Here is a 20,615-nt window from a genome sequence, read left to right as displayed (position 1 = left end):
CCCCGCCTTCAGCTCACACGATGGCGGTGGCGTTGGCCGGGGAGCCGGTGCCGCCGGTGATGTTCAGCGGTTTGATGCTGGTGAACGCGTCCCACCTGCCGGTGCTGCGCATGTGCCGGGCCAGCGGGCCGAGCCGCCACAGCTCGCCCAGGGGCAGGCCGAGCTTGGCCAGGAGCTGCTGGTGCATCATGCCGTGGTCGTTGAACGCGGACTCCCGGTAGGGGCTGTCCGGGACGGCGGGGAGGCATTCGAAGGCAAAGTTGTCTGCGGCGATCACGGCAAACCGGCTGTCCCATGCCCAGGCCACGAACTCCTGCGACTGCGCCACGCCCGTTGCCTTCCGGCTCTCACGAAGCCGCTGCTTCTCCTCCGGCTCCAGCGCGAGGAACCATTCGCACCACCCGGTGTGGAGCAGAAGGATGTCGCCGGGACGCGTCGCCAGGGACTGGGACTCCAAGGCCGCGTGGACCAGGTCCAGGCCCAGGGGTTCCCCGGCTGCGTGGTCGATAGGCTCCCCCATGCCGTTCCGGAACCCGTCGAGGTCCACCAGAATGCCCCGGCCGGCGATGGGGTGTTCGGCCCATTCCTGGATCCCCAGCTCTGGGGTGCCCTCGGCGACCCGGTGGTCCGGGACGCCGTTGTAGAACCCAACGTCGTCGGCGCGGCGGTGCCGGAGCCCGTCAATCTGCGTCGACCCCTGCAGGAAGTACCCGTCCAGATAGTCGTCCCGGTGGGCGGGATGGGAGGAGTAGATGGTGTGCCGGGGTGCCCCGCGTTTGAGCGACATGCCCGGATCAAAGGCATCCGCGGGATAGTCCAGGCCGAACACGGCGCCGGTCCGGATGCAGTCCGTTGCCTCCAGGACGGCACCAGAGGTGATGAAGGACGGCGTGCCCCGCTCCGGTTCCGGGAAGAGGCCCCAGGATGTACCCGTCAGGTTGCCCTCCCTCGCCAGGAGTTCAGCGAAGGTGGGAAATGTTCCGTGTGCAGTCATCGGCTGGTTGCTTCCTGTTTCTGCCCGGCCTCTTTCCGGGGCCGCCTGTAGCTGAGCAGGAAGCCGGCCACCGCGCACACCGATGCGGCAATGCAGATGGGCGGCTTGATGACGTTGTTGAAGAACTCGAGCCAGGCGTTTTGCCCGGCCACAAGGCCCACGGCCTGCCCTGCAACGAACAGGACGCCACCAATGAGCAGGACTGCGAGGGTGAAGGTGAAGACGGCTCCGGTGATCCTGCGGGGTGTGTTCATGGTGGTTCCTTAGATCGGCAGGACGCCGAGGATGATCAGCACGCCGATGACCAGCAGGGGCAGCGCGTAGTGGGTGAGCAGGCGGGCGAAGGTCTTGATGGGGTTGACGTCCGCGATGCCGCAGGCGACATAGAGCGGTGCGCCACCGGGCGGGACCGCCGCTTCGCAGGAGGAGAAGACCAGGACGGCGACGGCGGCCGTGGTGGCCGGAACGCCGGCTGCGACGAGTGCTGCGACGCCGACCGTACCGACGGCGGCCATGGTGGCCGTTGCGGACAGCGGGGCCGCCACGGCGATGACGATCAGCCCGATCAGGATGGCGAGCAGCCAGAGGGGGAGGTTCATGCCGTTCAGCAGTGCCGTCATCTGTTTGGGAAGGCCGGTGGCGGCGAGCGCGTTGGCGCCGGCGAAGGCGAAGAGCACCGTGACGCCGACGATTCCGAAGCGCGGTGCGGAGCCTTGCAGCAGTTCGGCCCAGGCGCGGCCGGTGCGCGGCAGTTGTTTCCGGCCCAGCAGGGCACCCGTGATGAGCAGGACCACAGGGATCCAGACGATCACGCTGACGGACTTGCTGACGTCACCGCCGGTCCAGTCCGAGAGCGCCGACGTAAGGAACCCCGAGGTGATGACCAGCGGGATGGCGACGACGACGAACAGCAGGAGGGTGGCCCAGCCCTGGCCGAGAGCGGCCCTGACGGACATTCGGTGGGCTGCATCAAGGGGTGCCATGCCGCTTTTGCGGATCAGCAGCCAGGTGACGATGAGCCGGTGCAGGAAGCACCACAGGCCGCCGAAAAGCAGGGGAAGGACCAGTGCGTTGATGTTCAGCAGGGGCCCTACCGTGGCAGAGCCGACCAGGACGAACATGGAGGCGCTGAACGGGAAGGTGATGCCCATCCCGGCGTTGCCTGCCACAAGGGTGGCCGCCGCGGGCTTGTCCAGGCGGGACTTCTCCATCCAGGGGATGGTGACCGACCCCACCGTCGCGGCGATCGCAGCCTGGTTGTGGACCACGCCACCCAGGCCTGCGGACGCCACCGTTGAGACCCAGGCGGGACCGCCCTTCACGCCTCCGATCAGGGAGTTGAGCAGGTCGATCAGCCGGTCCAGGACGCCGCCTTTGTCCAGCAGGTAGCCCATGAATACGAAGGCCATGGTGGCGTAGACGATTTCATCTGTCGCAGCCGAGTACAGCGCCGACCAGCCAATTTGCGCCGCGGCCGCGCCGGTGAACGGGAGGATCACCAGGAACCCCATGATCATCGCCTCCCCCACGCTGCGCTTGATCAAAGTGGTCCAAAGCAGGATGACGGCCAGATAGGCGCCGAGTGCCCAGATGCCGATCATCCTGCTGCTCCTGACGTCGGAATGCCGGTTGTTGTGGAAATCATGTGTTGCCTGTTCCTGATTGTGCCCGACCGGGCGGTCAGCGCAAGGCCGGTTCCGTTACCTGCCCGATGCGGGCCAAGGCATTGGCGGAAGCGGTTGTCATCTCTGCAGGGACGCCAAGGTCCGAGAGGTAGCTGGCGGTGTCCTGCATCTCCCTGGACCGGCGCACGGCATGTTTGGCGGTGCCGGTGAGGAACCTGTCGATAACGGCCTGGCCGTCGCCGGCAAGCTGCCCGGCAATCTGGGCGCGGATCCAGTCCTCGAGCCCTGCCGCCTTGCCGGCCGTGACGGCCTCGACCACCACGGAGGCCAGGCCCTTCATCAGGACGCTGCGCAGCAGCTTGTGCGCCATGGCCGCACCAGCGCCGCCGTCGGCGATTTCCACCTGGACGCCCAGGGGTTCCAGCAGGGCGGCGACGGCCTGGGCGCCGGGACCACTGACCATCAGGGGCGTCTTCTCCCCCAGCGCGGAGACCGGGCCAAGGATGGCGACGTCGGCGAAGGCGGCCTGGGTGGGCAGCTGCCCGAGTTCCTGCATGACGCCGGGCGATGAGGAGGTGAAGTCCGCATAGACGCTGCCGGCGGCCAGGACCGGCAGGCACTCCTGGGCAACACTGCGGGCAGCTGCGGCTCCGGTCATCACCAGGACGATATCCGCCCCTTCACAGGCTGCTGCAGCGGTGGCGGCGCGGGTGACGCCGGCGGGGGTGGACGGTGCCACGGGGTCGAACCCGGTGACCGCGTGGCCGGCAGCGGTAAGTGCTGCGGCGTAGGTGGCGCCGGCTTCGCCGAGGCCAATGACGGTGCATGCTGTCATGGAATTGGTGTCTTTCTTGCTTGGAAAGGTGCGGCGGCTAAGAGCGTGCCGCAATGATCGTTTGCCGGCGATTGGTTTCGTCCGCGAAGACGGCCTCCGCTGCTTCGGCGACGGCGGTTGCCTGTTCGCGGGGAACCACCACCACGCCGTCGGAGTCGCCGACGATGATGTCGCCTGGCAGGACAGGAACACCGCCGAAGGCAATGGCGGTGCCCATCCGGAACGGACCGTCCTTGTAGGGACCTGCCGGCGAAGTAGCCCGGGCAAAGACCGGCATGCCGATCTCACCCAGCGCCTCGGCGTCGCGCGCTGCTCCGTCCAGCGCAAAGCCGGCGACGCCGAGGTTGATGGCACGCTCCCCTATCAGCTCGCCCAGCAGGGCGCGGGACTCATCGCCGCCGCCGGCGACCACAATGACGTCCCCGGGCCGCACCTGCTGGAGGGCTGCGTGAATTCCCTTGTTGTCGCCGGGCCTTGTCCACACCGGGAAGGCCGGACCGGCGAGTTTTGCACCGGGCCAGACGGCCTGGATGGCCGAGTCGGCCACGCCGAGCCGGTCCATGGCGTCGCCGATGTTGGCGGCGGGCAGCTTGGCGAGGCGGTCCACCACGTCCCGGTCCGGCCGGGCGAAGTCAGCGTCAACAGTGTCAAGGGATGGGGTTGTCATAGGAGTTCTTTCGGTGGGTGGGGCGGGTGGATCAGTCTTTTTTCTGGACCAGCGGGAGGACCTTCTTGAAGTCGCCTTCCTGGCCTGCCCACATCTGTTCGTAGTCCTTGGCTGTGAGGTAGCTGGTCTGCAGGCCGAGGTCCTTCATCTTCTGCACCACGGCGGGGTCTTCGATGGCCTTCTCGAGGGCGGCTTCGAGCTTCTTGGCAACGTCATCGGGGAGTCCGGCCGGTGCGGAGTAGCCACGGGCGGTGCCCGCTTCGACGTCGTATCCGGATTCCTTGAAGGTGGGCACGTCAGGCAGCGCCGGAGAGCGTTCAGCGCTCATGACACCCAGGACCCGTGCCTTGCCCTGCTTGTTCAGGTCGTTCACGTCGCTGACGTTGGCCACCAGGACGTCCACGTGCTTGCCGAGGAACGCGGTGGTTGCCTGCGATGCCCCTTCGGAGAAGTGGACGGGGGCAAACTCGGAGCCAGTGACCTGCTGGATCTGGGCCAGGGCGAAGTGCTCGCCCGTCTGGATGCCGGTGGTGCTGGCGGTCATGGACTTGGGGTTGGCCTTCTCGGCGTCCAGGAGTTCCTTCAGCGTCTTGTAGGGGCTGTCCGGCTGCACGGCGATGACTGCGGGGTCAAAGACCTGCCGGCCCAACGGCTTGAAGCTGTCCCGGGTGTACTTTGCGCCGCGGGCCGGATCGAGCGGCGAGACGACGACGGACGGTGAGCCGGTGGCCCCGATGGTGTAGCCGTCCGGCTTGGCGCTGGTCAGCGCGGTGTAGCCGATCTGGCCGCCGGCACCGGGCTTGTTGACCACCTCTACGTTGGTACCGAGTTCCTTCTCCAGCACGGGCTGGATCAGCCGGGCGGCCGTGTCCACGGCCCCGCCGGAGGAGAACGCGACAATCAGGTCGATGGACTTGCCCTTCTTGGGAAAGTCGTTGGCACCGGCGGCCGAGTTGGAGGCTCCGGCGTTGGCGCCGCAGCCGGTAAGGGCGATCAGCGACGCCGCTGCGAGGGCAGCAATGATTTTCTTGCGTGACATGGGTCTTCTCCTTTGAAGTGATGCGGATGGAGCGGGGATGGGTGGTGCTTGTTGGGGAGTCTTAGGCCTCGGGGTCCTCGGTGAGGGCCTTGGGCTTGCGGAATTTCAGCAGCGGGCTGCACAGGATCAGCACCCCGATACCGATGAGTACGGCGGAAATGGGCCGGCTGGTGAAGACGGTGAAGTCGCCCTGGGAGATCTCCAGCGATTCGCGCAGCGAGCGCTCCATCAGGGGACCGAGCACCAGGGTGAGGACCATCGGGGCCAGCGGAATGTCGAGATTCCGCAGGGCCAGGCCCAGGAGTCCGAAGCCGATCATGACGTAGACGTCGAAGACGCTGAAGTTGATGGTGTAGGCGCCGATCACCATGAACAGCAGGATCACGGCGGTCAGGATTGGGGTGGGAACGCGCAGGATGGAGGTCCACAGTCCCACCAGCGGAACATTTAGCAGCAGCAGGATGACGTTTCCGATGAAGAGGCTTGCGATGATCGCCCAGGCAATGTCCGAGTGCTCGGTAAAGAGGCTGGGTCCCGGCGTCAGGCCCTGCTGGAGGAACGCCCCCATCAGCACGGCGATGGTGGGTGATGCCGGGATGCCCAGGGTGAACAGCGGAATGAGTGCTGCGTTGGCGTGGGCGTTGTTGGCGGTTTCCGGGCCGGCAACACCTTCCACCGCGCCCTTGCCGAGTTCGTGGCGGAAGCGGGAGAACTTCTTTTCGGCCGCGTAGGACAGCAGGGAGGACACCGATCCGGTCATGCCGGGGATCAGGCCAAGGCCGAAACCGACGCCGGTGCCCCGCGCCATCGATGGTGCGCTCCGCCGCCACTCCGTCCGTGAGGGGAACAGTTGCCGGAATCCGGGGGCGTGGACCACCGGGGTGGGCTCGTTCCGCCGGAAGGAGAGGATCTCTGAGAGCCCGAAGACACCCACGATGACGGCTACGAAGCTCACGCCGTCCAGGAGGTTGTCGATGCCAAAGGTGAACCGGGGAGCGCCAGCCACGGGGTCGATGCCCACCATGGAGATCAGCAGGCCCAGCGCGCCGGAGATCACGGCCTTGACCAGGGATTTTCCCGCCAGGGCCACCAGCAGCGAGATGCCCACCACCATGAGCGCGAAGAACTCGGGCGGACCGACCAGAAGCCCCATCTCCCCGAGCGGCTTGGCCGCTGCCACCAGGCCTATGGTGGCGATGGTGCCGCCGATGAAGGACCCGACGGCGGCCAGCGTCAGCGCTGCCCCCGCCCGGCCGATCTTGGTCATGGCGTAGCCGTCGATGGTGGTGATCGCGGACGACGCTTCACCGGGCGTGTTCAGCAGGACGCTGGTGATGGTGCCGCCGTACTGGGTGCCGTAGAAAATGGCACAGAGCATGATGATCGACCCCGCGGGGTCCAGGTTGAGCGTGATCGGGATCAGGAGGGCCACGCCGGCTACCGGTCCTACCCCGGGCAGGACACCGATGATGGTGCCCAGCAGGCAGCCGAGGAAGGCGAAAATCAGGTTCTGCCAGGTCATGGCGGTGGCGAAACCGCCCAAGAGTTCGTTAATCGTTTCCATGGCTAGAGTCCGATCATGTTCAGCGGGGCGAGCGACGAAACCGGCAGCGCGACGTTCAGTCCGTTATTGAAGGCGTAGAAGGCGCCGACGCTTCCCGCCAGGGCGATGATCAGTGAGGGCACCCATGCCCGGCGTCCCCGGATTTTCAGGTGGTAGAGCAGGAACGCGAACATGCTCAGCTGGAAGCCCAGCAGGTCCATCACGGATGCCAGGATGACCAGGCTGGCCACGACGGAGATGACTACTCCTTTGTCCACACCTTCGCCTTTGGCGCTCGGCCGGCGGAGTTCCTGGAGGAGCCAGACTGCCGACATGGCAACCAGCAGCGCCCCCATCGCGAAGGGGAACAGTCCGGCGCCCGGGCCGAGGGATGTCCAAAGCCCCAGGCTGACCGAACTGACCAGGACATAGATGCCGATGGCGGCGAAGGCGCCAATGCCCGCCAGCACACCGGGAGTCACCCGGGTAGGGCTCCCTGCTTTCGTCGTGACTGACTCCGTTGTCATGAGTTTCCTTTTCACAGCGCGTCATTGCGTTTCATAGGATGAAACTATATTGCGTACTGAGAAATAGTGACAGGAGACACATGGACTGTCAAGCGCAAGGGAATTACATAGAATGAAAGAATGGCAACGACGACTTCCACCACGGCCGGCACGGCAGAAGAGGGACCCAAACCCTCGAACATGCGCTCCCTCTCGCGGGCCATGGAGGTCTTCGCCGAGTTGCAGCGGGCGGAGCGGCCGCAGCGGCTCAGTGACCTGGCGCGGAACTGCGGCATGAGCCTGCCCACCACGCTGAGGATCCTCCGGGTGCTGCAGGATTTCGGAATGGTCAGCCAAAAGGACAAGTCCTACCGGATCGGTCCGGCCGTCCTCCCCGCCGCTAAGAGTTTCCTGGAAAACGACCCCCTGGCGGTTGCGGGGCGACCGGTTCTGCAGCAGCTGGCGACGCAGACGGGAATGTCTGTTTCGCTGCATACCAGGCTGGGGTTTGAGCGCATCCTGGTGGCGCGCGTCCAGGGCGAAGCGCCTATGCAATATGACCTGCCGCTCGGTAAACGCCTGCCGCTGACGCGCGGTGCTGCTGGAAAAATCCTGATCGCCGGTGCCACTGACGCTGAACTCGAACAGGTGGTAGCTGCAGCAATCGCCGCCGGTCACGAGGAGCAGGGATTCACGGTCAAGGAACTCCGGTCACGGTTACCCGAGCCCGGCTGTGACTACGCCTATTCCGCGAATGAGCGCGTGATTGGCGTGCTCTCCGTCGGGGTGGCCCTAACGAACCGGGAGGGCCGCGCCAACGAATCAATGGCCTTGAACTGCCCGGCGGAGGCAACAACCGAAGAAAAGATCAAGGCCAACGTTCCCGAGCTCCGCCGCGCCGCCAGCCGCCTTTCCGAACTGCTCGAGGGTTCGGTCTACTAACAGGACCCTAGGTGTCAGAGGTACGACGGCGCCACACACCGCACGCTTTCGGCCCGCCCGGGGCGGGGAAGCCCCGGAAACCCGGGATGCCGCCGTCGTACGCGGACTGAAAGCGTGCTTCGCGCCACGGTTACCGGCTGGCGTAATACGCGGCGGCCATGTCCTGCTTGGCACGGCCCTGCTCCGATACCCGGTCCAGCCGGGCGGCGAAAGCTTCGGCACCGTCAAGCTTCACGCCCTGCTCCGTTGCCGCATCGACGATGAGGTGGGCATCCTTGCGTGCGGTGTCCACGGCGAAGGAGGCAGGCTCCAGCCCGTCGTCAGTGATGAGGCCCATCTTGGTCCGCAGGTAGGGAAGGTCCAGGCCGCCGCCTTCGATCACGCCAAGGAACTGCTGCGGATCGACGCCCAGGGCTTCGGCGAGCGCAACCACTTCCCCGGCGGCGTTGGAGGCGGCGATGACCCAGCTGTTGACCACGAGCTTAAGGCGGGCCGCCGATCCCTGCGAGGAATCTTCACCGGTCCAGATGGTGCGTGCGCCGATGGCGTCAAGGACCGGTGCCACGCGCTGGCGCACCGCTTCAGGGCCGGCGGCGAGCACCAGCAGCTGGCCGGCTTCGGCAGGAGCCCGTGTACCGGAGACGGGGGCCTCCACCAGGTCCAGGCCAAGCTCGGCAGCCAGGCCAGCCAAGACGGGGACATCGCGCATGCCCACCGTGGTGGACTGGACCCAGGCGGTACCGGGCTTAAGGCCCCGTGCCGCGGAGCGCATGACCTGCTCCACGGCGGCGGCGTCATACAGCATGGTCAGGACCACATCGGCGTCGGCCACTGCTTCAGCGGGGTTGGCGGCCCGCTTTGCGCCGTCCGCAGCCAGCGGTTCGGTTTTCGCCGCATCCCGGTTCCACACTGAGACCTCATGACCGGCACCCAGGAGGTTCCGGGCCATGGCCGCCCCCATGATTCCGGTCCCCAGCACAGCCACTTTCAGTTTCGTATCCATTGAGTCATCCTCCTGGTCCAGGTTTGGCGTTCCCTACCAACTCAACGTCTCCAGTATTCAGGGACTTATGCAACAGGGGTTCCTGTGGATTGTCGGTGCCCACACCTAGACTCGTACCCATGAGCAACCAGGAAACAATCGGCAGCCCGGAACCGGAACCCAATGCAGGCCTCAACAGGGACCCGGAAGACTGGGTGACCGGGGACGAACCCATGACGGCGGCACAGCGCAGCTACCTCGACACGCTGGCACGCGAGGCCGGGGAGGAACTGCCCGCGGACCTGAGCAAAGCTGAGGCGTCAAAGCACATCGACCGGCTGCAGCAGCACAGCAACCGCGTGGCCGGCGACGGGGACGGCGCAGGCAGCTAGGCGCGGGCGGTCAAAAGCGGACGACGGCGGCACAGCCGGCGTCCGTCCAAGGCACGGCGGGGGGTAACTACCACGCCCAGGGCCAGCTGGCGGGAATCCTCGCCAGCGGCGCTTGCCGCGCGGGCCTTACCAGGCCTGGTGCTCGCGGGTGAGTCCGAAGGGAACGGCGTCGCTGAGGTCCACTGTGAACCTGTCCACGCCGTGGCGGGTCACCAGGATGCCGTGGCGCTTGCCGTTCAGCGCGTGGGCCTTTGCGGCTGCGACGGCGGCGTCGAGTTCGCGGTCCATGCTTTGGCGGTCGGACACGGTAAGGGTCAGGGGGAAGTTCATGGTGTTGCCTTATGTCTTTCGGGGCCGGGGGCAGGCGCCGCCCAGCGCTCCCCCTGGCTGCATAGGCGGTGGGCACTTTCGTACCTCGCACTATGGTGCCCGAGCAGATAAGGGCCAGCAACTTTAGATAAATGACGCAGGTCAGCAGCCTGCGCGTCTTGCTTTGTCCTGACAATTACTGGCCGCAGGGCACCGTCAATTAGAGTTGGACAGGAGTGGGAACTGCTTTTCGCGGCTTCCATCTGCCTCCTGACACCCCGCCCCGCGGCCTGACCCGAGCCATTTTGCGCGACCGCTGACTGTGCAACGACCTGACAAGGATTCCGCCATTTCCACCGACGCTCTCTTCGGCAATCTGACCAGGATCCGCAACGTCATCCTCCCCACCCCGGCACGGAGCTGGCTGAATACCGGGCGCGGCCTGCTGGTCGGCTTCATCGTGGTGCACCTGGTCTTCCTGGTCTTCGCCGCCTCGCTCTCCCTGCGCGGCGAGGCGTTCAGCGACACCTTCATCTACCGCGACTGGGCCATGGCTGGCTTCAATGACGCCAACCTCCGCGGCGGCCCCAGCCCCTGGGTCTACCCCATCCTTGCGCTGATCCCCATGGCCATCGCGGGCATGGCGGGACCGGCACCCTTCTTCTTCCTGTGGGTCCTCATGACCACCATCCTCAACGGCTTGGCGTTGCTGAAACTCACCGCCCGTGGCCGCAACACCGGCGCCATCCCCGCGGGCTGGTGGTGGCTCGCCTTCACGTTCCTGATGGGCTGGCTCGGATTCGCCCGGGTGGACGGCCTCACCGCCCCACTGGTCCTGGTGGCCTTGGCCTACGGCGTCAACCGCCCGTTCATCGCCTCGATCCTTCTGGCCATAGGCACCTGGGTGAAGGTCTGGCCGGCGGCCATCATGCTGGCCCTCTTCGCCGTCGTGAAGAACCGCCTGCTGGTGGTGCTGGCAGGGATCTCGGTGACGGCCGGCGTCGTGGCGCTGGCCGCTGTGCTGGGCAGCGTTCCCAAGCTGCTGAACTTCCTCACGCAGCAGGGCGACCGCGGAATGCAGCTCGAGGCCACCTTCACCACCCCCTGGCTCTGGCTTTCCGTCCTGAACGTGGGCGGCTCCCGCATGTACATGAACACGGACATCAACTCGATGCAGGTGGACGGCCCGGGCACCGCCATCATGTCGGTCCTGATGCAGCCACTCCTGGTCCTGGCCGCCGTGCTGGTGGCCGGGCTGACCTTCTGGGCCCTGCACAACGGCAAGCAGCATAAGGTGGCCGGCGGTGTGGACCGCACCGAACTGCTCCTGGCCGGCGCGCTCACCCTGGCCACCGCCTTCGTGGTGTTCAACAAGGTGGGCTCGCCCCAGTTCATGGTGTGGCTGGGCCCCGCCGTTGCCGTCGGCCTTGCGCACAGCTGGCGGGAGTGGCGCGTCCCGGCCCTGATGCTGATCGCCATTGCTGTGGCCACGTATTTCATCTACCCCCTCTTCTACGACGCCCTCAGCCACAACAACCCCTGGATGGCGCTGGTGCTGACCATCCGCAACGTCCTGTTGGTGGTCCTGTTCCTGTGGAGCGTCCGTCGCCTGTACTCGCTCGGCAAGAAGACCGCCGTGCCCTCCCCTGCGCTCAAGGAGACCTAAGATTTCCACGAGGTTCTTTGACCGCCTGGTGACCGTCCGCACCAAACTGCTCCCGGCAAAAGTGGTGGAATGGTTCGCCCGTCCGTCCAGCGTCTGGTGGGGCTTCGCCGTCGTCCATTTCTACTTCCTGGGCTGGATGGCGTCCTTCTTCCTGAACGGCGATACCTTCAGCGACACCGAGCAGTACCGCCAGTGGGCCACCGCCGGGTACAACCCGGCGGACCTGACCGGCAAGATCAGCCCCTGGGTCTACCCGGTGCTGGCGCAGATCCCCATCTTCCTGGCCAACATCGCGGGACCCAGCCTCTACCTGTTGGTCTGGTTCCTGATCATCACAGCGCTCAACGCCGTCGGCCTGCTCTACCTCACCCGCGGGCCCCGGAAGGTGACGGGCATCGCGCCGGCGTGGTGGTGGCTGTTCTTCACGGTCTTCATGGGCTACCTGAGCTTCGCCCGGGTGGAAGGCATCACCGCGCCGATCGTGCTGATCGCCCTGCTCTACGCGGCCGAACGGCCCGTGGTGGCAGGCGTGCTACTCAGCATTGCCACGTGGATCAAAGTGTGGCCGGCAGCCGTGCTGGTGCCCATCGTCATCGCCAGCCACAAGCGCGTCCAGGTGGTGCTGGCAGGTGCTGCCGTCACCGCCGTCGTGGGCCTGGGCACCTGGCTGACCGGCGGCCTGCCGCACATCATGGACTTCCTCCTGAACCAGGGCGAGCGCGGCATGCAGCTCGAAGCAACGTTCTCCACACCCTGGGTCTGGCTGAGCGTGTTCCACATCGCCGGCTCCAGGATGGCGGACAACACGGCCATCAACTCCACCGAGGTCTACGGCCCGGGCGCCAGTACCGCCGCATTCCTGATGCAGCCGCTGCTGATCCTCGCGGCCGTCATCGCAGCCATCCTGCTGGTGCGCGCCATGAGCCGCGGCGCCGAACGTGAGGAACTGTTCCTCGAAGGCTCGCTCATGATGGTCACCGCGTTCATCGTGTTCAACAAGGTGGGCTCGCCGCAGTTCATCATCTGGCTGGCCCCGGTGATCATCGCCGGGCTCACGCACGACTGGGAGCGCTGGAAAGTCCCCGCGGCCCTGCTCATGGGCATCGCCATCACCACGTTCGTGATCTACCCGCTGTTCTACACACCGCTCATCCACGCCCACCCGGTCATGGCGGCCATCCTCACCACCCGCAACGTGCTCCTGGTGGTGCTGCTGTGGTGGTCCGTGAAGCGCACGGCAGAGCTGGGCCGGAAGGCTGCAGCAACGGTTCCGGCGGGGGCCTAAGGGGTTTCGCGGCGTTCGACGGCGGCAGGGGCCTTGGCGTCCGCCGCGGCAGCCTGGCGTGCTGCCCGGCGTTCCAATGCCCACTCCCAGCCGCGCCGGGCCAGGTCCAGCGGCCTGCCTTCGATGAGCAGCTTGCGCGTGTGGACGTCCAGGACCAGCAGGTAGAACGTGAAGGCCAGGGCCGTGAAGAACGCCAGGGATGACGCGCCGATGGGCAGTTCCACGAAGGACCAGACCGAAAGCTGATCCTGGGCGCCGAACACCACGAAGAACGTCACGCCCACGTACAGCGACCGGATCTGCCAGTCGTCCCGGATCCCTGTGACGGCCAGGAACGGCAGGAACCACAGGATGTACCAGGGCTGGATGATGGGCGAGAGCATGACGACGGCGGTGAACGCCAACGCCATCCGGCGCACCGCCCGCGAGTAGTCGCCACGGAACATGAGCAGCAGGACCAGCGCGATGGCCGCCCACTTCATGGCGGTCCGCAGCCAGGTGGCCAGGGTTCCGCCGGGCAGTCCCAGCGCGTTGGCGAGCATCTCCACCTGTTGGCCCAGGAAGCCCGACGGCGAGTAGCCGGTGTAGCCGGGGGTGGGATCCATGATGGCCCAGGTCCACCCGATGCCCAGATTGAACGGGATACCGCTGAGGACCAGGACGCCGAAGCTGATGCCCGCCGTCGCAGCCCACATCAGGAATTTGCGCGGCCAGGTGGCGGACGGGCCCGCCCACATGAGGCCAATGAACGGCAGCAGCAGCACGGTGATCGGCTTGATTCCGATGGAAGCTGTGACGAGCAGGATGCCCAGCAGGTAGCGTCGGGTGGCGGCGAAATACACGCCCGCGACGGCTAGGCCCACCATCAGGGCGTCATTGTGGGCGCTGGCAATGAAACTGATCAGGAACAGCGGGTTGGCCACGGAGATCCAGAGGGCGCGCGCACCGTTAATGCCGTGCAGTTCGGCCAGTTTGGGAACGTAGATGACGCACAGCAGCACGCCGACGCCGGCCAGCAGGCGGAAGAGCAGGACGGACGCGTCAGGCTGGGCTCCGGTCAGTCCCACCACCGCCCGCGCCAGCCACAGGAAGTAGGGGCCGTAGGGGGTCCGGTTTTCTGCCCAGGCGGGATCGGCGCCCAGGGCGAACCAGTTGTTGAGCGTGGAAATGCCCACCTCGTACGGGTTCTGGCCTTCCATCACCAGCCGGCCTTGCCCGGTGTATGCATAGACGTCGCGGGAAAAGACCGGAACGCAGAACAGCAGGGGAAGGGACCAGGCGGAGATGGCAGCCACCACGGAGCGCAGGGACGACTGCCCCCAGTCCCCCAGCCGCTGGCCCAGGCGCAGCCACGAGCGCATCAGCAGCATGGCCCCGGCCGTCAGCAGCACCGTGGACACCGCCACGCCCCAGCCTTCGGTGCGGAGCGCGATCACCACGGGCTGGCGGATCATGGGGGAACCATTGGCGATCCAGCCCGTTCCGATGGAGCCGACGAACATCATGAGGGCGCCGATGAAACCTTCGAGGGTTGCCAGGTAGGCACGGCCTTTGGCAGGCACGGAGGCGCCGGCCGATGTGCCCGGCCTGCTTTCCGATGTCCGGAGGTGCGACCCGCCTGCCGTCATGATTGTGTGGTCCCCTACCTTGTTACGGCACTGCTCGCCCCAGCTTCACAAGGCCGCCCTGCAACCCGGTTATTTTATCAGCCGTACTTACTGCTGCACCGGGCCGCGGCCGGCGGGAACGCCACAGTTTGGCAACGGCTGGCGGGAAACCTAGCGGGCGCGCAGCAGTGCCAGGAATTCATCGGCCATGCCCAGTTGCTCCTCCAGTTTCGCCCGGCGCCGCGCCGCCTCTTCGATAAAGCCGTTCAGCTCCTCCCGGATGCCCGCAACATCCTGGCCTGGTTTGGCGGCCTCCAAGGCGTCGATAACCCTAAGAAGTCCTGCCATGGCTTCGAGCGTGAACCCGAGCGGTTTCATCCTGCGGATCAGCATCAGCCGCGTGAAGTCGCGTTCGGTGTAAAGGCGGAATCCGCCTTCGGTGCGGCCGGAGGGTTTGAGCAGGCCCACCTCGTCGTAATGGCGGATGGTCCGGAGGGACATCTGCGAGCGGTCCGCCAGTTCGCCAATGTGCATTGTCGCCACCACTTCTTCGGCGGTCATTTCTTTCACCATCACGTCACCAATCCGCCCCAACCCTCACGTTAGGGTAGTGTTGCATACGCAGCCGGCAGTCACCGGCGCATACTTTCTCCACCCCCATTGTCTTTCATGGCCGGGCTGGACCCGTGCGCACCGTGGCGCGCAGAACGTTTCATACCGCTCTCCCAAGAGGGAGCCAAGTCTCCTGGAGCCGCTCCTTGGCCGTCGCTGACCGCACCCGCCCCCTTCGGCAACCGATCACCGTCCTCACCGCCCTGCGCTCCCCCCGGCAGCTCAGCCGCGAGGTCTTGGCCGGAATGGTCACCACCCTCGCACTCGTACCGGAAGTCATCTCTTTCTCGATCGTGGCCGGCGTCGATCCCATGGTGAGCCTTGTCGCTTCCATCGTGCTGGCCCTGGCCATGTCGATCGTGGGCGGACGCCCCGGCGTGGTGACTGCCGCGGCCGGTTCCGTGGCCCTGGTGATCGCCCCGCTGGTCCATCAGCACGGCGTCGAATACGTCCTGCCCACGGTGCTCCTTGCCGGCGTGATCCAGGTGGTCTTTGGCCTGGCGGGGCTGGCACGACTGATGCGGTTCATTCCGCGGTCGGTGATGATCGGGTTCGTCAACGCGCTGGGCGTGCTGATCTTCATGGCGCAGGTGCCCCATGTCCTCAACGTTCCCTGGCTCGCCTACGTCCTGTTGGCCCTGACGTTTGCGATCATCTTCATCCTGCCGCGGTTCACCAAGGTGGTACCGTCACCGCTGGTGGCCATCGTCGTCGTCACCGCCATCGCCATCATCGCCGGACTCACCGTTCCCAACGTCGCGGACGAAGGACCGCTCGCGGGCAAGCTGCCCGGAATCACCCCCTTCCTGTTCCCCGTGAACGTTGAGACTTTCCAGTTGGTGCTGCCCACGGCACTGAGCGTTGCGTTCGTGGGCCTCATGGAAACCCTCCTCACCGCAAAGCTGGTGGATGACATCACGGACTCCCCCTCGCACAAGGGCCGCGAATCCTGGGCCCTGGGCGTCTCGAATATCCTTGCCGGCTTCTATGGGGGCATCGCCGGCTGCGCCATGATCGGCCAGACCGTCCTAAACGTGAAGACCGGCCAGGCCCGCACCAGGATTTCGACATTCGTGGCCGGGCTGTTCCTGCTGGCACTGGTGACGGGGCTCAGCTCGATCATGGGCCAGATCCCCATGGTGGCCCTCGCCGCGGTAATGATGGTGGTTGCCGTGACCACCGTCGACTGGCACAGCGTCAAGCCGTCCACCCTGAAGCGGATGCCCGTACCGGAAACGCTGGTCATGGCAGCCACCGTCGCCGTCGTGGTCCTCACCGGGAACTTGGCCTTCGGCGTGCTGGTGGGCGTCATCCTGGCGATGGTGCTGTTCGCGCGCCGGGTGGCCCACGTCATCACCGTTGAGCGGCACCTTGCGGAGGACGGCGAAACCGTCCGCTACGACGTGGTGGGGCCACTGTTTTTCGGAAGCAGCAATGACCTGGTGGAGCAGTTCGCCTACGCGGACGATCCGGCCTCGGTGACCATTGACCTCACCCGCGCCCAGATCTGGGACGCCTCAACCGTCGCGGCGCTCGATTCCATCGAGACGAAGTACGCGGACCACGGCGCAGCGGTGGCAATCGAGGGCCTCGATGAACGCAGCACGGGCTTCCACCGGCGCCTTACGGGGCACTTGGGCTCCTGACTTCCAGCAGACGCAAAGATGCGGGGCTGCAGTATGCAGCCCCGCATCTTCTATCCGCGTGTCCTAGGAGAAGCGCGCCGGCCGGAACGTTGCCAGCATGGGGTGCTTCTTCCCGGTCAGGATCTCCCCGGCAAGGAGCTCGCCGGCAATGAGGCCCAAAGTGGCTCCGGAGTGCGTGAAGGCAACGAAGCAGCCCGGTACCTGGCCCAGTTCGCCCAGCACCGGTTCGCCGTCGCCCGGGATCGGCTTGTAGCCCATCTTCCAGGAGGCCGGTTTGAGTTCCGGATTGCCGGCCACCAGCTTGGAGGCCTCATCGGCCAGTTCCTGCACCACGTCATCGGGGATGGTGAAGGAGCCGTCCGCGTGCTCGGTGATGTGCTCCTCGTACCAGTCGTGGTCCAGGGCGAACGTGCCGCCCGGGTTGGGCCGCAGGGCGGCGCGGGGGGTGTTCATCACGGCGGTGACCTCGTGCTGCACCTGCTTGGTCACCACCAGCATGGACACCGGCGAACCATTGGGGATGTGCGCACCCAGGGGTTCGACGACGGCGGGTGTCGCAGCGCCACAAGCCACCAGGACGGAGTCGGCCGGGTATGTCCCGCCCGCCGCGGTCTCGACGCCGGTGGTCCGGCCGCCCTCCACCATGACGGAGGCCTTGCCGGCGTTCAGGACCAGTTCGCCGCCGCGGGCGTGGAACTCCTCCATCAGGAAGTCGATCAGGTCCGGCAGGCTCACCCAGCCTTCGCCGGGGTTGAAGATGGCATTGTCCGGCACGGCGCCGGAATCGATGCCAGGGGTAGCTGACGCGATCTCTTCCGGGGCAAGCAGCCTGGAATCGTAGCCAATGGACTTCTCGTGGGCGTGCCGCGCCTCCGTGGCCTCCGCCTGGCCGGCTGCGTTCCACATGAGGCCGCCGCCGAACTGGAGCCACTCCCGCTTGGGGTCCGAGGCGAAGAGGGTGCGGTAGCGGTCCACGCCGGCAACCCGCAGCTGGTGGTACGGGGTGGACCGTTCGCCCGCGGAGTTGAGCCAGGACAGCGAGCGGCCGCTGGCTTCGCTGGCCAGGCCCCGCTCGGTCAGCAGGATTACGGAGGCGCCTTCGCGGAGCAGGTGCACGGCGGTGGAAACGCCCAGGATGCCGCCGCCGAGGATCGCGACACGCTTGGAAGCTGGAGCAGAGGACATTGATGTCCCTTTCTGTGGAATTCGTGGTTATGAGGGACGCGGACGGTGCGTCAACGGAAAAGAGTGCGGGCAGTCAGGCCAGGGCGTGGATGCCCTCAATGACTTTCAGTACTTCGAGCGGGCCGGCGGGATCGACGGGCAGACGGCCGTTCCCGCGGAGAGCCGCGGCCAACTGCACGTAGAACTCCGGGTAGCTGCCGCGTTCGGCAGGCACGGGAGATGTTGCTCCGTCGACCCCCAGGAGCCCCCATGACTCCTGGGGGTCGAGGCCATAGGCGGGGTCCGACGGCGGCATCCCGGCCGCGAGGGCGGGTTCCTGGCCGTCCAGTCCCCACTTGGTGTAGCCGGCTTTTGAACCGAGGATGTGGAAGCGGGCGCCGGCCTGGGCAGCCATGCCGTTCATCCACAGCCGTGAGCGGACGCCGGAGGCATGCAGCAGTGACACGAAGGCCTCGGTGTCTGCCGCGTCCGGATGGAGTCCGCGGTTGGCCGTCTCGCCATAGCTCCGTTCCACGGGGCCGAACAACTGGATGGCCTGATCGATCAGGTGGGCACCCAGGTCATGCAGGATCCCGCCGCCTTCGGCGAGGGACACCGTGTCCCGCCAGTTCCCGAACCCTTCGGGCCGCCACCATTCGAACCGTGACTCGAAGCTGCTGACCTGGCCCAAGGCACCCGACGCCAGGACCTTCCGGAGGGTCAGGAAGTCGGCATCCCACCGGCGGTTCTGGAACACCGTAAGCCGCACCCCGCCGTCGTCCGCCCTGCTGACCAGCTCCGCACCCAGGGCGGACGTGGGCACGAAAGGCTTGTCCACCACCACGTGCAGGCCGTGGGCGATCGCCGTCGCTGCCAGCTCAAAGTGGGTGTGCGGCGGGGTGCCCAGGATGACAAGGTCCAGATCGGCCGCGTTGGCGAACAGCTCCTCCGGCGTGGCCATGATCCGTGCCTGGCGGTACAGGCGCGCCGCCTCGGCCGCACGTTCCGGGTGGGCCGTGACGATCACGTCGAGCGAGTAATCCGGGTTGGCCGCAATCAGCGGGGTGTGGAACACCTTGCCGGAGATCCCAAACCCGACGACGGCGGTGCGGATGGGTGCCGCTGCAACAATACCCATCAGAGCACCTCGGAGAGGAAGCGTTGGAGGCGTTCGCTGCGCGGGTTATCGAAGAGTTGGGTGGGGGTTCCTGCTTCGACGACTTCGCCTTCGTCCATGAAGACCACCTGGTCGGCGACTTTGCGGGCGAAGCCCATTTCGTGGGTGACCACGAGCATGGTCATGCCGCGCCTGCCCAGGCCTGCCATGAGGTTCAGGACGCCTTTGACGAGTTCGGGGTCCAGGGCGCTGGTGGCTTCGTCGAAGAGCATGACTTCGGGTTCCATGGCCAGGGCGCGGGCGATGGCGACGCGCTGCTGCTGGCCGCCGGAGAGGTCGCGGGGGCGGTGGTCGGCGCGTTCGGCGAGGCCCACCTCGGCCAGGCGTTGGCGGGCCTTGGCCATGGCCTGGGCTTTGGGCATGCCCTTGACGGCCCAGAGTGCCAGGGCGACGTTTTCCTCCGCGGTGTGGTCCGGGAAGAGGTTGAAGTGCTGGAAGACCATGCCAATGCGGGTGCGCAGGGTGTCCGGGTTGGTCCCCAGGATGCTGTCCCCGGCCAGGAGCACGTCCCCGGTTTTGGGTTCGTGCAGCCGGTTGATGCCGCGCAGCAGGGTTGACTTGCCGGAGCCTGAAGGCCCAATGATGCAGGTGGTGGTGCCCGGGGCCACGGTCAGGCTGACGTTGCGCAGGACCTCAATCTCGCCGTAGGCCATGGTCAGGTTGCGCAGTTCCAGGGACGAGCCGTGGAACGCCGGGGCTTCCTGTCCGGTGGTGTTTTTGGTGGGGGTGGGGGTGTTCATGTGTTGCTCCCGGTGGTCAGCGGCGAGGCCGAGGCGAGTTCCTTGACTTCCTTCAGCCCGCTGGTGGGTGCGGCGGGGCGGCGGCGGCCGGTGCGGAATTTGTTGTCGAAGTGGTTGACCAGGTGCGTCAGCGGGACGGTGATCACCAGGTAGAACACGCCCGCGGCGACCAGGGGTGAGAGGTTGCCGGAGAGCACGGCGGCGTCCTGGCCCACGCGGAAGAGTTCGCGTTCGGAAACCAGCAGGCCCAGGAAGTAGACCAGCGAGGAGTCTTTGACGATCGCGATGAACTGGTTCACCAGGGCCGGCAGGACCCTGCGGACGCCCTGCGGGATCACCACCAGGGCCATGGACCTGGCGTAGCTCATGCCCAGGGCCCGGCAGGCCTCGCCCTGGCCCTTGTCGACGCTGAGGATCCCGGCGCGGAAGATTTCCCCGATGTAGGCGCTGGCGATCAGGCTCAGCGCGATGATGCCCAGCGGGTAGGGGGACGGGCCGAAGATCGACTGGCTGAGGCGGGCGAAACCTTGGCCGATCAGCAGGATGGTCAGGATGGCCGGCAGGCCGCGGAACAGGTCCGTGTAGGTCCGGGCCGGGACCCGGAGCCACTTGGACGGTGAGATGCCCATGACGGCCACCACCATTCCCAGGACCGTGCCAAGGACGGTGGCCGAGATGGAAATGATCAGCGTGTTCAGCAGGCCGACCGCCAGCAGTTGGGGCAGGACCTCGGCCATAGCGCCGAAGTCGAAGAATGTACGGATGATGGTGTTGAACCAGTCCATGATTGCTCTCAGACGTTGATTGGGTGAAGGTGCCGGGCGGGCTGCGGGTGCAGCCCGCCCGGCGATGCGCCCGAAGCCTTACTGGCTCCGGCGCTTAGG

At 66.4% G+C, this 20,615-nt stretch carries 21 protein-coding genes; 5 read left to right on the top strand and 16 right to left on the bottom strand.

The window, feature by feature from the left end:
• Positions 1 to 13: 13 nt before the first annotated feature.
• From JCQ34_RS00450 to JCQ34_RS00415, 8 genes are all read right to left on the bottom strand, one after another.
• Positions 14 to 994 carry a cyclase family protein gene (locus tag JCQ34_RS00450; protein WP_286400755.1) on the bottom strand — a complete coding sequence of 327 codons (981 nt, stop codon included), beginning with the start codon at positions 992 to 994 and terminating at the stop codon, positions 14 to 16.
• Entirely contained in the window at positions 991 to 1,248 is a 258-nt protein-coding gene (locus JCQ34_RS00445; protein WP_286400753.1) for a hypothetical protein, read from the bottom strand. Before JCQ34_RS00445 ends, JCQ34_RS00450 begins: the two co-directional genes overlap by 4 nt.
• A 9-nt stretch (positions 1,249 to 1,257) precedes the next feature.
• Complete coding sequence (locus JCQ34_RS00440) at positions 1,258 to 2,595, bottom strand: TRAP transporter large permease subunit (protein ID WP_286400751.1); 1,338 nt, start codon at positions 2,593 to 2,595, stop codon at positions 1,258 to 1,260.
• A 79-nt stretch (positions 2,596 to 2,674) separates the two neighbouring features.
• Entirely contained in the window at positions 2,675 to 3,454 is a 780-nt protein-coding gene (locus tag JCQ34_RS00435) for a DUF1932 domain-containing protein (protein ID WP_286400749.1), read from the bottom strand.
• Positions 3,455 to 3,491: 37 nt separating this feature from the next.
• Positions 3,492 to 4,121, bottom strand: coding sequence for a methyltransferase (locus tag JCQ34_RS00430; protein WP_286400747.1), 630 nt, complete (start codon positions 4,119 to 4,121; stop codon positions 3,492 to 3,494).
• 31 nt (positions 4,122 to 4,152) lie between these two features.
• Positions 4,153 to 5,160, bottom strand: a complete 1,008-nt coding sequence (locus JCQ34_RS00425) for a tripartite tricarboxylate transporter substrate binding protein (RefSeq protein WP_286400746.1) — start codon at positions 5,158 to 5,160, stop codon at positions 4,153 to 4,155.
• 61 nt (positions 5,161 to 5,221) lie between these two features.
• Entirely contained in the window at positions 5,222 to 6,724 is a 1,503-nt protein-coding gene (locus JCQ34_RS00420) for a tripartite tricarboxylate transporter permease (RefSeq protein ID WP_286400744.1), read from the bottom strand.
• 2 nt (positions 6,725 to 6,726) lie between these two features.
• Complete coding sequence (locus JCQ34_RS00415) at positions 6,727 to 7,230, bottom strand: tripartite tricarboxylate transporter TctB family protein (RefSeq protein WP_286400743.1); 504 nt, start codon at positions 7,228 to 7,230, stop codon at positions 6,727 to 6,729.
• A 120-nt stretch (positions 7,231 to 7,350) separates the two neighbouring features.
• Between JCQ34_RS00415 and JCQ34_RS00410 the strand changes: the two genes are divergently transcribed.
• A complete protein-coding gene (locus JCQ34_RS00410; protein WP_286400741.1) occupies positions 7,351 to 8,151 on the top strand; it encodes an IclR family transcriptional regulator in 801 nt (266 codons plus the stop codon).
• Positions 8,152 to 8,281: 130 nt separating this feature from the next.
• Here JCQ34_RS00410 and JCQ34_RS00405 read toward each other — a convergent pair whose 3' ends face one another.
• The gene (locus tag JCQ34_RS00405) at positions 8,282 to 9,154 is read right to left on the bottom strand and encodes an NAD(P)-dependent oxidoreductase (RefSeq protein WP_286400739.1); all 873 of its coding nucleotides are present in this window, start codon (positions 9,152 to 9,154) and stop codon (positions 8,282 to 8,284) included.
• 119 nt (positions 9,155 to 9,273) lie between these two features.
• Here JCQ34_RS00405 and JCQ34_RS00400 point away from each other — a divergent pair, with 119 nt between their 5' ends.
• Positions 9,274 to 9,525 carry a DUF3072 domain-containing protein gene (locus tag JCQ34_RS00400; protein ID WP_286400736.1) on the top strand — a complete coding sequence of 84 codons (252 nt, stop codon included), beginning with the start codon at positions 9,274 to 9,276 and terminating at the stop codon, positions 9,523 to 9,525.
• A 126-nt stretch (positions 9,526 to 9,651) separates the two neighbouring features.
• Here JCQ34_RS00400 and JCQ34_RS00395 read toward each other — a convergent pair whose 3' ends face one another.
• A complete protein-coding gene (locus tag JCQ34_RS00395) occupies positions 9,652 to 9,855 on the bottom strand; it encodes a hypothetical protein (RefSeq protein WP_286400735.1) in 204 nt (67 codons plus the stop codon).
• A gap of 301 nt (positions 9,856 to 10,156) precedes the next feature.
• Between JCQ34_RS00395 and JCQ34_RS00390 the strand changes: the two genes are divergently transcribed.
• Together JCQ34_RS00390 and JCQ34_RS00385 are read left to right on the top strand one after the other, a co-directional pair.
• Positions 10,157 to 11,500 (top strand): glycosyltransferase family 87 protein, encoded by a 1,344-nt coding sequence (locus tag JCQ34_RS00390; RefSeq protein ID WP_434738920.1) that lies wholly within the window; start codon positions 10,157 to 10,159, stop codon positions 11,498 to 11,500.
• Between the two features lie 28 nt (positions 11,501 to 11,528).
• The gene (locus JCQ34_RS00385; protein ID WP_286400734.1) at positions 11,529 to 12,785 is read left to right on the top strand and encodes a glycosyltransferase 87 family protein; all 1,257 of its coding nucleotides are present in this window, start codon (positions 11,529 to 11,531) and stop codon (positions 12,783 to 12,785) included.
• Here the strand turns inward: JCQ34_RS00385 and mptB are convergent.
• On the bottom strand, positions 12,782 to 14,413 hold the full coding sequence (mptB, locus tag JCQ34_RS00380) for a polyprenol phosphomannose-dependent alpha 1,6 mannosyltransferase MptB (protein WP_286400732.1): 1,632 nt from the start codon (positions 14,411 to 14,413) through the stop codon (positions 12,782 to 12,784). The genes JCQ34_RS00385 and mptB overlap by 4 nt on opposite strands.
• Before the next feature lie 150 nt (positions 14,414 to 14,563).
• On the bottom strand, positions 14,564 to 14,965 hold the full coding sequence (locus JCQ34_RS00375) for a MerR family transcriptional regulator (RefSeq protein ID WP_286404704.1): 402 nt from the start codon (positions 14,963 to 14,965) through the stop codon (positions 14,564 to 14,566).
• 185 nt (positions 14,966 to 15,150) lie between these two features.
• Between JCQ34_RS00375 and JCQ34_RS00370 the strand changes: the two genes are divergently transcribed.
• A complete protein-coding gene (locus JCQ34_RS00370) occupies positions 15,151 to 16,650 on the top strand; it encodes a SulP family inorganic anion transporter (protein ID WP_286400731.1) in 1,500 nt (499 codons plus the stop codon).
• 63 nt (positions 16,651 to 16,713) lie between these two features.
• On the opposite strand, the gene JCQ34_RS00365 is transcribed toward JCQ34_RS00370, so the two are convergent.
• The 4 genes from JCQ34_RS00365 to JCQ34_RS00350 all read right to left on the bottom strand — a co-directional run bounded on the left by JCQ34_RS00365 (position 16,714) and on the right by JCQ34_RS00350 (position 20,516).
• Positions 16,714 to 17,835 carry an NAD(P)/FAD-dependent oxidoreductase gene (locus tag JCQ34_RS00365; RefSeq protein ID WP_286400730.1) on the bottom strand — a complete coding sequence of 374 codons (1,122 nt, stop codon included), beginning with the start codon at positions 17,833 to 17,835 and terminating at the stop codon, positions 16,714 to 16,716.
• 73 nt (positions 17,836 to 17,908) lie between these two features.
• Entirely contained in the window at positions 17,909 to 18,952 is a 1,044-nt protein-coding gene (locus tag JCQ34_RS00360) for a Gfo/Idh/MocA family protein (RefSeq protein ID WP_286400728.1), read from the bottom strand.
• Positions 18,952 to 19,731, bottom strand: coding sequence for an amino acid ABC transporter ATP-binding protein (locus JCQ34_RS00355; RefSeq protein ID WP_286400726.1), 780 nt, complete (start codon positions 19,729 to 19,731; stop codon positions 18,952 to 18,954). Before JCQ34_RS00355 ends, JCQ34_RS00360 begins: the two co-directional genes overlap by 1 nt.
• On the bottom strand, positions 19,728 to 20,516 hold the full coding sequence (locus JCQ34_RS00350; RefSeq protein WP_286400725.1) for an amino acid ABC transporter permease: 789 nt from the start codon (positions 20,514 to 20,516) through the stop codon (positions 19,728 to 19,730). Before JCQ34_RS00350 ends, JCQ34_RS00355 begins: the two co-directional genes overlap by 4 nt.
• Positions 20,517 to 20,615 lie beyond the last annotated feature (99 nt).

It is taken from the genome of Pseudarthrobacter defluvii, from assembly GCF_030323865.1.
Classification (GTDB): domain Bacteria; phylum Actinomycetota; class Actinomycetes; order Actinomycetales; family Micrococcaceae; genus Arthrobacter; species Arthrobacter sedimenti.
The sequence above is the reverse complement of the archived record's forward strand: the minus strand, read 5'-3'. Positions and strand labels throughout refer to the sequence as shown.

Excerpts from the sequence above, each read along its gene's own strand:
- JCQ34_RS00450 (WP_286400755.1), bottom strand. The coding sequence starts at position 994 with ATGACTGCACACGGAACATTTCCCACCTTCGCTGAACTCCTGGCGAGG.
- JCQ34_RS00445 (WP_286400753.1), bottom strand. The coding sequence starts at position 1,248 with ATGAACACACCCCGCAGGATCACCGGAGCCGTCTTCACCTTCACCCTC.
- JCQ34_RS00440 (WP_286400751.1), bottom strand. The coding sequence starts at position 2,595 with ATGATCGGCATCTGGGCACTCGGCGCCTATCTGGCCGTCATCCTGCTT.
- JCQ34_RS00435 (WP_286400749.1), bottom strand. The coding sequence starts at position 3,454 with ATGACAGCATGCACCGTCATTGGCCTCGGCGAAGCCGGCGCCACCTAC.
- JCQ34_RS00430 (WP_286400747.1), bottom strand. The coding sequence starts at position 4,121 with ATGACAACCCCATCCCTTGACACTGTTGACGCTGACTTCGCCCGGCCG.
- JCQ34_RS00425 (WP_286400746.1), bottom strand. The coding sequence starts at position 5,160 with ATGTCACGCAAGAAAATCATTGCTGCCCTCGCAGCGGCGTCGCTGATC.
- JCQ34_RS00420 (WP_286400744.1), bottom strand. The coding sequence starts at position 6,724 with ATGGAAACGATTAACGAACTCTTGGGCGGTTTCGCCACCGCCATGACC.
- JCQ34_RS00415 (WP_286400743.1), bottom strand. The coding sequence starts at position 7,230 with ATGACAACGGAGTCAGTCACGACGAAAGCAGGGAGCCCTACCCGGGTG.
- JCQ34_RS00410 (WP_286400741.1), top strand. The coding sequence starts at position 7,351 with ATGGCAACGACGACTTCCACCACGGCCGGCACGGCAGAAGAGGGACCC.
- JCQ34_RS00405 (WP_286400739.1), bottom strand. The coding sequence starts at position 9,154 with ATGGATACGAAACTGAAAGTGGCTGTGCTGGGGACCGGAATCATGGGG.
- JCQ34_RS00400 (WP_286400736.1), top strand. The coding sequence starts at position 9,274 with ATGAGCAACCAGGAAACAATCGGCAGCCCGGAACCGGAACCCAATGCA.
- JCQ34_RS00395 (WP_286400735.1), bottom strand. The coding sequence starts at position 9,855 with ATGAACTTCCCCCTGACCCTTACCGTGTCCGACCGCCAAAGCATGGAC.
- mptB (WP_286400732.1), bottom strand. The coding sequence starts at position 14,413 with ATGACGGCAGGCGGGTCGCACCTCCGGACATCGGAAAGCAGGCCGGGC.
- JCQ34_RS00375 (WP_286404704.1), bottom strand. The coding sequence starts at position 14,965 with ATGGTGAAAGAAATGACCGCCGAAGAAGTGGTGGCGACAATGCACATT.
- JCQ34_RS00365 (WP_286400730.1), bottom strand. The coding sequence starts at position 17,835 with ATGTCCTCTGCTCCAGCTTCCAAGCGTGTCGCGATCCTCGGCGGCGGC.
- JCQ34_RS00360 (WP_286400728.1), bottom strand. The coding sequence starts at position 18,952 with ATGGGTATTGTTGCAGCGGCACCCATCCGCACCGCCGTCGTCGGGTTT.
- JCQ34_RS00355 (WP_286400726.1), bottom strand. The coding sequence starts at position 19,731 with ATGAACACCCCCACCCCCACCAAAAACACCACCGGACAGGAAGCCCCG.
- JCQ34_RS00350 (WP_286400725.1), bottom strand. The coding sequence starts at position 20,516 with ATGGACTGGTTCAACACCATCATCCGTACATTCTTCGACTTCGGCGCT.